The following is a 13,727-nucleotide window of genomic DNA, read 5'->3' as shown; positions in this document are numbered from 1 at the left end:
ACAATTTATTTTTTCACGGCAGCTTCTTCCGGCTGAATAATAATGTAATGCACCAATGGGTAAGCCTGTTTAACCGCTGCGCGGATGCGCTCAATGGCGTCATAAATATCCTCCGTGTCCAGGTCCGGTTTAAAGGACACCATTATCATCAGCATCACTTCTTCCGGCGACTGGTAGGTGGAGAAAATATGTTGTACACCCTGCACCGCCGGGTCTTTGTTCACCAGCTGAATGATCTGCTTTTGCGTATCATTGCTGATACCTTCACCCATCAGCAGGCTGCGGCTTTCCCGCGCCAGCAGCACAGATACAAGGGTTAACAGTGCGCCTACGATCAGGGAAGCAATACCATCAAAATACGGATTATTGAACAGGTGGCCCAGGTACACAAACACCGCTACTACCAGCAAGCCAATTACCGCAGCGCTATCTTCAAACAACACTACAAAGCTGGCCGGGTCTTTACTGCGGCGTATAGCCATCCACCAGGAGCTATCGCCCCGTACCTTATTAAACTCCCTGGCTGCTATTACTAAAGAGCTGCCATCAAACAAAAAAGAAAGCGCCAGCACCACGTAATTCCAGGTGGGATCTTCCAGCGGCGGCGGATTCCGCAAATGCACAATACCCTGGTAAATAGAGACGCTGCCGCCCACGCCAAAAATGAGGATAGAAACAATGAAAGACCAGAAGTACAGCTCTTTCCCATAACCAAACGGGCGGTTGGCATCCGGCTTCCGTTTGCTGTTGCGGATGCCCAGCAGCAATAACAGCTGGTTGGCAGTGTCCACCAGGGAATGCACGGCTTCTGATAGCATGGCGGAGCTGCGGGTTGCAAAACCTGAAATGAATTTAATAACAGCGATCAGCAGGTTGGCTACCAGCGCTGCATAAATGGTTGTGTGGTTGCGGGCCATTCTATAACAGGCCATAAAATCATGCCAGCCCTTATGAAAGCGCTATCACGCAGCTCCCAGGCGGTAATTGAGTAATTATTTTCACAACCGGTTTGATTTTTGAGGTAGGCCTTTTAAACAAACGTTATGGATATACTGGGTACTTTCTGGGGGGAAGGGGAAAACATCACCATTTTGCAAATGTCTGTGCGCGCATTTGTAATGTTCTTTATTGCGCTTACCCTGGTGCGGATCGGCGGCATGCGCATCTTTGGAAAAAAATCGGCCTTTGATACCATTATCATTATTATGCTGGGCGCCGTGCTGGCCAGGGGAGTGGTAGGCGCTTCCCCTTACTGGGATACCGTAGCCGCTTCTTCCGTTATGATAGCAGTACACCGTTTATTATCCTGGTTATCGGGCAAAAGCAGCCGTATGAATAATTTGCTCAAGGGCAAAGCGCTGGTATTATATGAATCAGGCAATATTGTATGGGAAAATATGAGGTTTGCTGCTTTAAGTGAGGAAGACCTGATGCAAAGCCTGCGCCTGGAAACTAAACAGGAATCACTAGCAGTAATAGAAAAAGCCTATATGGAAACCAATGGCCGCATTAGTTTTATAACCAAGCGTACTTAACGTAATTCATTTTACCTTTGCCCCGGCAGGTCATTATAAGCTGCTTGTAATATGGAACAAAAACATCCGCTACCTCCCTTCACACGTGAAACCGCCCTGCAAAAAGTACAAATGGCAGAAGATGCCTGGAATACCCGCGATCCGCAGCGTGTTTCTTTAGCATACACTATAGATACCGAATGGCGTAACCGCGATCAGTTCATTAACGGCCGCGCAGAAGTGCAGGCATTCCTTACAAAAAAATGGGAGAAAGAGCTGGACTACAAACTGAAAAAAGAGCTGTGGAGCTTTACAGACAACCGCATCAGCGTACGGTTTGAATATGAATGGCATGATGCAGCCGGCCAGTGGTTCCGCTCTTATGGCAATGAGCAATGGGAGTTTGACGCCAATGGCTTCATGCAGAAACGTTATGCCTCTATCAATGATCTGATTATTGACAGCAAGGATCGGAAATTTTTATAATCGCACAACCGTTAACCCCATGAATGCCAGTTTGTAATGTGCTGCATCTGATATTGGTATGGGTTGTTGTTTGTTTTAATGTGTGCGCAAGTTAAGTATCTTTGGCGCCCTTAATAAATAGCATCAACCTATGACCAAACCTTTACCTATGCCCAACAAGCAAAGCATCAGCATTCCTTTAAGTAAAAGCAAATTAACAAAAGGCCTTATTGGCGCTTTATTATTTGTGCTGTCCAGCTGCTGGCTCCTTGTATACCAGCCAACAGTAAACAATCCGGTATTTGATAATCCCTTGCTGAAATACGGAGCAGCGGTTGCAGGCATCCTTTTTTTTGGGTACGGGATTATTTATTTCTCCCGGAAGCTGGCCGACAAAAAACCCGGATTGATCATTGATGATGAGGGCCTTTTTGATAACTCAAGCGCCGCTGCTGTGGGCCGTATTCCATGGATGAACATTACGCGGGTGGTAACCACACAGGTCATGAACCAGCAATTCCTGGTCATAGTGGTTAATAACCCGGAGCATTACATCAACGAACAGCATAATGCAATTAAGAAAAAAGGCATGATCTATAATTTTAAGCATTTTGGATCACCCATTGCTATTTCCGCAGGCGGGCTTAAATGCAATCTGAGCGAATTGCTGGAGATGCTGGACGCCGGGCTGGTAGCGCATAGAATGGCTGTAGTATAAGATCATTATTTCAACTGGCATATATATCCGGGCAGGGCAGGAGGTTGCTGTAATAACATAAAGCTTCATGGCGCTTCCTGTACCTTTCCCGGAAACTCTCCGCATATTTCCCGGATCATGCGGCAATTAGTGAATTATTAAGTGTTCTGTTAATCCTCCCCGGCTACTTTGTAACCTCATCAAATTCCATATCAGCTATGAAAAGATGGTTACAAATATTGTTTGCACTGGCCCTGCTCTCCGGCCCTAATTTTTCCCGCGCGCAGGTGGCTACTCCGGCACAGGCTATTATTGGTAAAACCATTTGTGGTTACCAGGGATGGTTTAACTGTTATGGCGATGGCTCACCCGTAGCCCGTTGGCGGCACTGGTCTGCCGGGCAGTATAACTCCAATACCGGCAGCCCTGCGCCCAATGCCGTTACATTTGAAGCCTATCCGGATGTAACGGAATACCCCGCCACCCAGCTGTTCCAGACCAACCTGGGAAATTTAAATGATGGCCGGCCCGCCAAGCTGTTCACCTCTTACCCTTATGAAACAGTAGATCTGCATTTTAAATGGATGCAGCAGAACGGGATTGACGGCGTAGCCCTGCAGCGTTTCCTGGGCGAAACCCGCGACGGCGTTTTTAAAAGCCAGCGCGATAGCACTGCGGTACGTATGCGCCGCGCAGCAGAAAAGTACCAGCGCATTTTTTATATCATGTATGATATGAGCGCCGATGATACCACCTTTTTTAAGAATGACTGGCTGCATATTGAAAACGATCTGCAGGTGACCAACTCGCCTTACTATGCCCACCAGAATGGCAAGCCGGTAGTATGCATCTGGGGTTTTGGATTTAACAGCCGCGTAAATGCGCCTGCTGCCAGCCTGGCTATCATAAACTGGTTAAAAGGGAAAGGATATTATGTGGTAGGCGGGGTACCCACGTACTGGCGCACCGGCAACAACGATTCCTGGAGCGGTTACACGCAGGTATACAATGCCTTTGATATGATCTCCCCCTGGTCGGTAGGGCGCTTTGGCGATAATAACGGCGCCGATAATTTTGCCGCTAATCTCATAGCGCCGGACCTGGCCTATTGCAACACCAATAATATTGCTTACCAGCCTGTATTGTTTCCCGGTTTTGCCTGGAGTAACTGGAACGGGGGTACGCGCAACCAGATCCCGCGTAACAAAGGTGAGTTCTTCTGGCGCCAGCTGTACAACATTAAGAACCTGGGCTTTAACACATCCTACATCGCTATGTTTGATGAATATGATGAAGGCACCGTGTTCGCTAAAATGGCCGACAGCTATTTTGCCATCCCTAACAACCAGTACTTTTTAACTACCAGCGCAGACGGTACTTTTATTGGCCCTGACTTTTACCTGCGCCTGGCAGGGCAGGCCACCAAAGTGCTGAAAGGCACCGCGCCCCTTACCACGAATGTTACCATCCCCTATGCCAGCGCACCACTGTGGTTCCGCACCAGTATGGAGCCTGGTTATGATGCCACGCTAACCTGGACGGATAGCGCGGATCCCAGCTCTGTGCCCCGCAATGTAAGCACGCCTGTTTGCGGTATTGTAAGTAACGAGACCAGCTATACCGGTCCTTCCGCCATCCGCGCAGCAGGCAGGGATAATGCAGCCAGCGGCGGCTCCTATTATTACTTCCGCGCCTTTGATGTGAACATACCGGTGAATGGCAGCACAAAGCTCAGCTTCCGCACGTTTCCTACCAATAACCTTTCCCGTTATGTGAGCGTAGACCTGATTATGACAGACGGAACTACCCTGCGCGACATTGGCGCTACCGACCAAAACGGTACTTCCATGCATCCGGGCGCAGGGCACGGTACAGTAAATACCTGGCAGCGCATTTTGTGTAACATTGGCGCCTGGTTAAATGGCAAAACCATTGACCGTATTATGGTGGCCTATGATCATAGCGCAGATACCGGCACCTTTAAAACCTACATAGATGATATTGTGATCAGCGATACCGCTTCAGCCCTGCGCAGCGCCGTACCTGCACAGTTTACAGATAGTGTATACAAAACGCTAAGCAGCAGTCAAAGCAGGTTATTGCAGGTATACCCGCAGCCAGCAAGCAATACGGCCATCCTTAAATTCAGCAATGGCTGGAAAGGGGTGGGTTACCTCAGCATTTTAACTGCTACGGGCGGGGTAATTGGCCACCAGGTGATCAATATCGAAGGTGGGCAGGCCACGCTGCCGGTGAGCGATTTGCCGGGTGGCGTGTACTTCCTGCGCATTAACCGGGGCGGGCAGGTAGTTACCCAAAAACTGGTAGTAGTGCATCCATAGCTTCTTACATCAATTCATCTATATCCACGTCATCATTTACTCAGCCGTCTCTGCTTTAAACAGGGGCGGCTTTATTTTTGCGGCAATGACAGGGGAGGATTGGTTTTTATTTTATTAACTTCGATAAGCACCCGCTACAGTAACCTTTTAAACCAAGTGAAATGGAAGTACATTATGATACCGTATCCAATGCCATTGAGGCATTGCGCAAACAGGGATTTACAACAGATTTTAATATAGAAGGCAATTACCTGGTAAGTGAAAAGAACCGGTTACACCTGGATGATTTTTCCATTGTAGATGTGTACCGTTACGAGGGTAATACCGATCCGGCAGATGAAGCTGCCGTATACGCCATTGCCTCAAACGATGGTAAGGAAAAGGGTGTGCTGGTAACCGGTTACGGGGTATCGTCCGATCCGCTCTCTACAGAAATGCTGCAGAAGTTAAAGTAAAAGTAAAAAGGTAAAAATTAAAAAGCCGGATGCTGACCCTACGGTAAAGTAAAAAGTAAAAAAGTAAAAGTTAAAAGTAGAATGCCGGTACTACGAGTAAAAGTAAAGGGCAAAAAGTAAAATGCATCAGCGGTATAAAGCATCTGCATTAGGTGTAATATCTGCCTCCATTTTTTACTTTTTGCTTTTTAATTTTTACTTAACAGAATGCTGGTACTACGGGTAAAGTAAAAAGTAAAAAAGTAAAAATTAAAAAAGGACACTGGTACTACGAATAAGCAAAAAGTAAAATGCATCAGCGATATAAAACATCTGTTAGGTGTCATATGCGCCTCCATTTTTTACTTTTTGCTTTTTAATTTTTTACTTATAACAGATGCTGGAAACCATTAAATTTACCAGTGAATTTAAAAACCGGTGTAGTTTCCGGGGGAATTTCCGAACATGAAGAATATCACACTGAATGCAGCCGGGGAGCAGGCCTATTCACTACCTGTGAATGCCACGCTTTCTTTTGACCCGTTTATCGAATACCTGAAAAAGCGGGCAGAAGGGGAGTCTACTGTTAAGGCAGCATTTTTTAAAAAGGTCCTGGAGCAGTTTGAAAGTTATCAGCAGAACGGCACAGCGCTCACGCTGGAAAATATAAGCCAGTACGAGCCCCTGCTTGAGTATATATACGCCTGTAATACCTCGCCCGTGGCAGATGAGCAGCAGCTGGCCTGGGGTCTCAGCTTTCCCTTTCAGCCACATATTTTTTATGGTACGGAGCTGCTGTTTACGCTGCTAACCCAGAAAGATGAGAAGTACGAGGTTACCCAAACCCCGGATGATTACCGCCGGGAACGCCTGCAGCTGGTTTATTCGTTTATCCTCAAACGTTTGTATAATTTCCAGTCGCCTGTAAAAGCAGGTTTATACCATGCCGGTACCAGCACAACCACCGGTTTGCTGGAATACTACAGTGTAAATATAAATACCGATTTTATTTCCGTTACCGCCAAAGGCGAGCTGCCGGAGCTGGACTGTAACCGCCTGTACATGCACCTGAGCGAAGGCGCCAGCTACGAGATCATGGAAAATATGCTGCCGCTGGATATGTTTGAGTTCCGCGGCATGGCCATGCTAACGGTAACGGATATTACGCCCTATAAGGCGGTAGATAATATCCGCAAGGTGCGCCTGAACCGCAAACCCGGGACAGATTCCACCGCGCAGAATACCGTGATCCAGTCCCTGAAAACACTGGTACGCAATAGCAAAATAGAGTTCGACCTTTTTCCCTTTGTACATATTAATGATGAACCGGTATACGGTTTTGAGAAAACAGGTACCGGCATCCTTTTCTCTGTATGGGGAGAGAAAACCTTATCCCCGGAAGATTTCCGGGACCAGGCAAAGTCTTATGCCGCCAATCCCAGCTTCTTTTTCTCCCAGGATATTTTCCTGGAAGAAGTAAAGGAAGAGTATAAATTCCTGGACGACTTCCGCAAGCTGGGCGTACGCTCCCTGGCGCTAATGCCCATCTTCCTGGAACGTACACCCGTAGGGGTGCTGGGGATGCATACCTGGGGCGATGATACCTTTGATGAAAAAACGCTGGCCCTGCTGGAACCCGCCATTGGCGCCATCGGGCAGCTGCTGCAGGTGTACCGTGATGAGTTTAACCTGGAAATAGAGAACATTGTAATGGAAAAGTTCACTTCCCTGCAACCTGCTGTGCAATGGAAGTTTAACGAAGCTGCCTGGCACTATTTACAGCAGCGGAAGAAACAGCTGCCCGCCAAAGTGCAGAATGTACATTTCAATGATGTATACCCCTTATATGGCGCTATTGATATCCGCAACTCTACTATAGAAAGGAATAAGGCCGTACGTGCCGACCTGGATAACCACCTGCACATTTTATGCGAAATGCTGGTGAAAGTGCAGCATGAACATCCGTCGTCCCTGCTGGAAGAAGCCCTGTTTAACTGCAACAAATGGCAGCAGGTGCTGGAGCAGGAGGAATGGGATGCTACGGATGAAAGCAACCTGAATCACTTTTTAACAGAAGGCACGCTGCCTTACCTAAAACACCTTGCCCAGCAGGAACCCACTACCCGCAATGATATTGAAGGCTATCTGAAATTACTGCAGGGGAACGGGGAGGCTGTACAGCAGAACCGGAATGCGCTGGAAGCATCCATGCAAATGATCAATAACGCCATCAACAATTATTTTGAAACGGAAAAAGATAAGCTGCAGCAAGCCTATCCCTGCTACTTTGAAAAGTTCCGTACAGATGGTATTGAATATGATATTTACATAGGGCAGTCTATTTCCCCTAACCGGGTGTTTGATCATTTTCATCTTAAGAACCTGCGCCTGTGGCAGCTTTCCTCCATGGCAGCCATTACCAGGCTTACCCGTTCCCTGCTGCCGGATATGCCGCAGCAGCTGCGTACCACACAGCTGATCTTTGCCCATAACCATACCATTGATATCAGCTTCCGCGCAGATGAAAGGAGGTTTGATGTAGAAGGCACCTACAACATCCGCTACCAGATGATCAAAAAGCGGATCGATAAAGTGCATATCCGCAATACCGATGAACGTTTAACCCAGGTAGATAAGATCGCGCTCATTTATTTTAACCGGAAAGATATAGACGACTATTTACCGTACCTGCAATACATGCAGGAAACAGGCGTGCTGCAAAACGACCTGGAAGAGCTGGAGCTGGAAGACCTGCAGGGCCTTAGCGGGCTCAAAGCACTACGTGTAGGAGTGGCTTAAAATATTACTCTTTGTAAACATATTACATTATCTTTATTTTGAAAGACCAAACGCATGGTATCGTCAATGTGGCAGCCTCTTCCATGGGGATTAGCTACACATGCGTATCCTAATAATTTTTAGTACGGTGCTGGATAAGTCTTAACTTTCATAATTGAGTTTTTTAATCGCTCTAATGCCGCAATAATGAATACCAGGAAGAAAAGTGCCGGACCCGTTGCATCGCCGGCCAGGAGTGCATCAAAAAAAGCCATACCTGCCTCTGAAAAAAGTAAAAAGATCGCTACTGTATCTCAGCAGTTACACGATGAGCTGGACAGCCGCCAGCTATTACAGGTGCTTTCCGAAGTAAAGGGGGGTAATTTCAGTGTACGCATGCCCGTTGATAATATTGGGCTGAGCGGTAAGATCTGTGATACCGTGAATGAGATCATTACCCTTAATGAAACGTTGGTAGAGGAGCTGCTGCTGGCCCGTAATACCATTGGTAAAATGGGAAAGCTCAATCACCGTGTAGCCATGCCCCGCACGGCCAAAGGCGCGTGGAATGAAGCGGTAGGCTCCATCAATAGCCTGATCTCCGACCTGGTGCATCCCACCATTGAAATAGCGCATGTGATCAGCTCCGTGGCCAAAGGCGATCTGTCGCAGGAAATGACCCTGCAGATAGAAGACCATTTGCTGCAGGGTGAGTTTGCGCGTATTGCAACAGAGGTGAACGGGATGGTGAAGCAGCTGAACCTCTTCTCCCGCGAAGTAACGCGCGTGGCGCTGGAAGTAGGTTCTGAAGGTAAGCTGGGCGGCCAGGCAAAGGTAAAAGACGTAGCCGGGGTGTGGAAAGACCTGACGGATTCCGTGAACCAGATGGCGGATAACCTGACAGCGCAGGTGCGTAACATTGCAGATGTAACTACCGCCGTGGCACGTGGCGACCTGTCTAAAAAGATCACAGTAGATGTGAAGGGAGAGATCCTGGAGCTGAAAGATACTATTAACACCATGGTGGACCAGCTGAACTCCTTCTCCTCCGAAGTAACGCGCGTGGCGCGTGAGGTGGGTACAGAAGGTAAGCTGGGCGGCCAGGCCACGGTAAAAGGGGTAGGCGGTGTATGGAAAGACCTGACCGATTCCGTGAACCAGATGGCCGGTAACCTCACCGCGCAGGTGCGTAACATTGCAGATGTAACCACCGCCGTGGCGCTGGGTGACCTTTCCCGTAAAATTACCGTGGACGTGCGCGGGGAGATCCTGGAATTGAAGAACACCATTAACACCATGGTGGATCAGCTGAACTCCTTTGCCTCTGAAGTAACGCGCGTGGCGCTGGAAGTAGGTACGGAAGGTAAGCTGGGCGGCCAGGCTAAAGTGCAGGGTGTGGGCGGTACCTGGAAAGACTTAACAGATTCCGTGAACCAGATGGGATCCAACCTCACGGCTCAGGTGCGTAACATTGCAGAAGTAACCACCGCCGTGGCCAAAGGCGACCTTTCGCGCAAGATCACGGTGGATGTAAAGGGAGAAATATTAGAGCTGAAAAATACCATCAATACCATGGTGGATCAGCTGAATGCATTTGGTTCCGAAGTATTCCGCGTGGCGCGTGAAGTAGGTTCCGAAGGTAAGCTGGGCGGCCAGGCCGATGTGCCGGGGGTAAAAGGCCTGTGGAAAGACTTAACGGATTCCGTGAACATCATGGCCTCCAACCTTACTTCGCAGGTGCGTAACATTGCGGAAGTAACAACCGCGGTGGCCAACGGTGACCTGTCGCGTAAGATTGAGGTGGATGTAAAAGGCGAGATCCTGAAGCTGAAAAATACCATCAACACCATGGTGGAGCAGCTGCGCGCATTTGCCTCCGAAGTAACGCGTGTGGCGCGTGAGGTGGGTACGGATGGTAAGCTGGGCGGCCAGGCATTTGTACCTGGTGTAGCCGGTACCTGGAAGGACTTAACAGATTCTGTGAACCAGATGACGGGTAACCTTACCTCGCAGGTGCGTAACATTGCGGAAGTAACCAAGGCGGTGGCCTCCGGTGACCTGTCTAAAAAAGTGACCATTGACGTAAAGGGCGAAATATTAGACCTGAAGAACACCATCAACACCATGGTGGATCAGCTGAACTCCTTTGCTTTTGAGGTAACGCGTGTGGCGCGTGAAGTAGGTACGGAAGGTAAGCTGGGTGGCCAGGCCGAAGTGCAGGGTGTGGGCGGTACCTGGAAAGACCTTACCGACTCCGTGAACATGATGGCCTTTAACCTTACCAACCAGGTGCGCGGTATTGCCAAAGTAGTAACTTCTGTGGCTACCGGTAACCTGAAACAAAAGCTCTCCATCGTATCCCGCGGTGAGGTGGCGCAGTTAACAGAAACTATTAATGAAATGATCGATACCCTGGCGGTGTTTGCCGACCAGGTAACTACCGTGGCCCGTGAAGTGGGTGTGGAAGGGCGTTTGGGCGGCCAGGCAAGTGTGCCCGGCGCATCCGGTATCTGGAAGAACCTTACGGAGAACGTGAACCAGCTGGCAGAGAACCTTACCACGCAGGTGCGAGCCATTTCCGCGGTAGCATCTGCCGTAACCAAAGGTGACCTTACGCAAATGATCCGTGTGGAAGCCAAAGGTGAGGTGGAAGAGCTGAAAGATACCATTAACCAGATGATCGCCAATCTGAAGGAAACCACGCTGCGTAACCAGGAACAGGACTGGCTGAAATCCAACCTGGCCAAGTTCACGCAAATGCTGCAGGGTCAGAAAGACCTGAACACGGTAACCCGCCGTATCCTTTCTGAGCTGGCGCAGGTGGTGAATGCGCAGAAAGGGATGTTCTATATCCTGGAAGATGAATCGGCCAACCCCAAGCTGAAGCTGTTTGCAGCCTATGCTTACGGCGATGAAGTAACCCTGAGCCGTGAGTTCTCGCTGGGACAGGGCCTGGTAGGGCAGTGCGCCGTGGAAAAGAAACAGATCCTGCTTACCAATGTACCGGGTGATTATATTAAAATAAGCTCCGGCCTGGGAGAAGCCCGGCCGCTAAACCTCATTGTATTACCGGTGTTGTTTGAAACGCAGATCAAGGCTGTGATTGAGCTGGCCTCTTTTGATACATTTAACCAAACCCACCTCGACTTCTTAAGCCAGCTAACGGAAAGTATCGGTATTGTGTTAAACACCATTGAGGCCAACTCCCGTACAGAGGCCCTGCTGGAACAGTCCCAGTCACTGGCCGATGAGCTGAGAAGAACCAACGAAGAGCTGCAGGATAAAGCCCACCTGCTGGTAAAACAGAAGGAGGAAGTGGAAGAAAAGAACATGGAGGTGGAAGAAGCGCGCCGTTCCCTGGAAGAAAAAGCGGAACAGCTGCAGCTTACTTCCAAGTACAAATCAGAGTTCCTGGCCAATATGTCGCATGAGCTGCGCACACCGCTGAACTCCTTACTCATACTGGCGCAGCAGCTGTATGAGAACCATGAAGGTAACCTGAGCGAAAAACAGGTACGTTACGCCAAAACCATCCATAGCTGCGGGGACGACCTGATACAGCTGATCAACGATATCCTGGATCTGTCCAAGATTGAATCCGGTTATATTTCCACAGACTTTATCAATGTACGTTTTGGTGAGGTGGTGGCCTTTGTGGAAACTACGTTCAAGCATATCTCCGAAAGCAAGAATCTGCGCTTTGGTATTACGATCGATGAACAGCTGCCGCAAAGCCTGGAAACGGATGTGCAGCGTTTGAACCAGATCCTGAAGAACCTGTTGTCCAACGCTTTCAAGTTCACAGAAAAGGGCGAAGTACGGTTACGGATATATGAAGCCACACGCAACTGGAAAACCGCCAATGCCAGCCTGGATAATGCAGGCCGTGTAGTGGCATTTGAGATCAGGGATACCGGCATCGGCATTTCCAAGGATAAGCAGAATATTATCTTTGAAGCCTTTCAGCAGGCAGAAGGTTCTACCAGCCGCAAATACGGCGGTACCGGCTTAGGGCTGTCCATCAGCCGTGGCCTGGCCGATCTGCTGGGTGGTTCCATTGAGCTGGAAAGCGAGGCCGGAAGAGGAAGCGCCTTTACCCTGTTCCTGCCCTTGCAGTATAACCCGGCTGCCATCAAAAAAGAAAAACAAAGCAACCTGCTGAAAGTAGGGGAGTATAAATTATCAGAGGGCGATGATAGTGCCGTGATCCAGTCCGTACCTACCGTGAAAACCGCGGATACCCGCGACCTGGAAGGGCTGAACGAGATCATTAACGAGATCGGGGACGACCGCACACATATAACTGAAACGGACAAGGTGATGCTGATTGTGGAAGACGATGTGCGTTTTGCCAAGATCATGCAGGAGAAGGCGCACGAAATGGGCCTGAAAGTTGTGGTAGCTACCAGTTTTGGAGAAGTATTTGACCTGACCAATAAATACAATCCCATTGCCGTTACTTTAGATGTAAAGCTGCCGGATGCCAGCGGCTGGCGTGTGCTGGACCTGTTTAAGAACGATGTGAACCTGCGGCATATACCCATTCACCTCATTTCCGGTGAGGAGAACCGTATGCTGGCCATGCACCGCGGCGCGCGCAGCTTTAACCTGAAGCCCATGAAAGCAGAAGCGCTCACCGTATTGTTTAATAATATAATTGAGCAGGATGGCCGCAGATCCAAACGGGTGCTGGTAGTAGAGGATAATGAGCTGGAAGCCTCCCAGATAGCCGGTGTGCTGGATAATGAAGACCTGATAGAGATTGAGGTAGCGCCCAATGGTAAAAAAGCATTGGAACATATTAATACTACCGCCTACGATTGCATTATTGCAGATTATATGCTGCCGGATATTGATGGCGTAGAATTTATAACGAATATTTATACCATCAACAAGCTCAATACCACGCCGGTGATCGTATATTCAGCCAAAGATTTTTCCAACAAGGAAAAAAACCGGCTGAAACAGTATGCAAACAAGATCTTACTGAAAAGCGCCAGCTCCCTGGAGCTGCTGCTGGAAGAAACTGTTATGCAGCTGCATCTGAACCACAACGCGCTGCAGCCGGAAAAACGGCGTATGATCGAAGAGCTGCGCTCGCAGAAAGATGTGCTGCTGCATAAAAATGTGCTGGTAGTGGATGATGATGTGCGTAACCTGTTTGCCCTTACCACTGCCTTTGAACGGTATCACATCAATACCATCACGGCGGAAAGCGGCCGGGAGGCCATTAACATTATGGCGGAGAACAACGACATAGATATTGTGCTTATGGATATTATGATGCCTGAAATGGATGGGTATGAAACCATGCAGAAGATACGGAGGGAGCATAAGAACAGCGCATTACCTATTATTGCCGTCACCGCAAAAGCCATGAAGGGGGACCGGGAGAAATGCCTGGAAGCAGGAGCCTCCGATTACATTACCAAACCTCTGAAAATTGACCAGCTGCTGTCTCTGATGCGCATCTGGCTATACAGGTAAAAGAAAAGGA

At 48.8% G+C, this 13,727-nt stretch carries 8 protein-coding genes; 7 read left to right on the top strand and 1 reads right to left on the bottom strand.

The genetic code is table 11. The features are described from left to right. Positions 1 to 5 precede the first annotated feature (5 nt). Positions 6 to 932, bottom strand: a complete 927-nt coding sequence (locus BMZ54_RS18940) for a cation diffusion facilitator family transporter (RefSeq protein ID WP_238386620.1) — start codon at positions 930 to 932, stop codon at positions 6 to 8. A gap of 111 nt (positions 933 to 1,043) precedes the next feature. Between BMZ54_RS18940 and BMZ54_RS18935 the strand changes: the two genes are divergently transcribed. The 7 genes from BMZ54_RS18935 to BMZ54_RS18905 all read left to right on the top strand — a co-directional run bounded on the left by BMZ54_RS18935 (position 1,044) and on the right by BMZ54_RS18905 (position 13,717). After that, positions 1,044 to 1,535, top strand: coding sequence for a DUF421 domain-containing protein (locus BMZ54_RS18935; protein ID WP_089915405.1), 492 nt, complete (start codon positions 1,044 to 1,046; stop codon positions 1,533 to 1,535). A 51-nt stretch (positions 1,536 to 1,586) separates the two neighbouring features. After that, positions 1,587 to 2,000 (top strand): nuclear transport factor 2 family protein, encoded by a 414-nt coding sequence (locus BMZ54_RS18930; RefSeq protein WP_089915402.1) that lies wholly within the window; start codon positions 1,587 to 1,589, stop codon positions 1,998 to 2,000. 130 nt (positions 2,001 to 2,130) lie between these two features. Then, positions 2,131 to 2,697, top strand: a complete 567-nt coding sequence (locus BMZ54_RS18925) for an STM3941 family protein (RefSeq protein ID WP_089915399.1) — start codon at positions 2,131 to 2,133, stop codon at positions 2,695 to 2,697. Positions 2,698 to 2,894: 197 nt separating this feature from the next. After that, positions 2,895 to 5,018, top strand: a complete 2,124-nt coding sequence (locus BMZ54_RS18920; protein WP_089915396.1) for a T9SS type A sorting domain-containing protein — start codon at positions 2,895 to 2,897, stop codon at positions 5,016 to 5,018. A 161-nt stretch (positions 5,019 to 5,179) separates the two neighbouring features. Then, entirely contained in the window at positions 5,180 to 5,473 is a 294-nt protein-coding gene (locus BMZ54_RS18915) for a hypothetical protein (RefSeq protein WP_089915393.1), read from the top strand. Positions 5,474 to 5,917: 444 nt separating this feature from the next. After that, positions 5,918 to 8,251: a GAF domain-containing protein gene (locus tag BMZ54_RS18910; RefSeq protein WP_089915390.1), complete on the top strand. Its 2,334-nt coding sequence runs from the start codon at positions 5,918 to 5,920 to the stop codon at positions 8,249 to 8,251. 186 nt (positions 8,252 to 8,437) lie between these two features. Then, positions 8,438 to 13,717, top strand: a complete 5,280-nt coding sequence (locus BMZ54_RS18905; RefSeq protein ID WP_089915387.1) for a HAMP domain-containing protein — start codon at positions 8,438 to 8,440, stop codon at positions 13,715 to 13,717. The last annotated feature ends 10 nt before the right edge of the window (positions 13,718 to 13,727 follow it).

This window comes from Chitinophaga rupis (genome assembly GCF_900109685.1).
GTDB classification, from domain to species: Bacteria; Bacteroidota; Bacteroidia; order Chitinophagales; family Chitinophagaceae; genus Chitinophaga; species Chitinophaga rupis.
The sequence above is the reverse complement of the archived record's forward strand: the minus strand, read 5'-3'. Positions and strand labels throughout refer to the sequence as shown.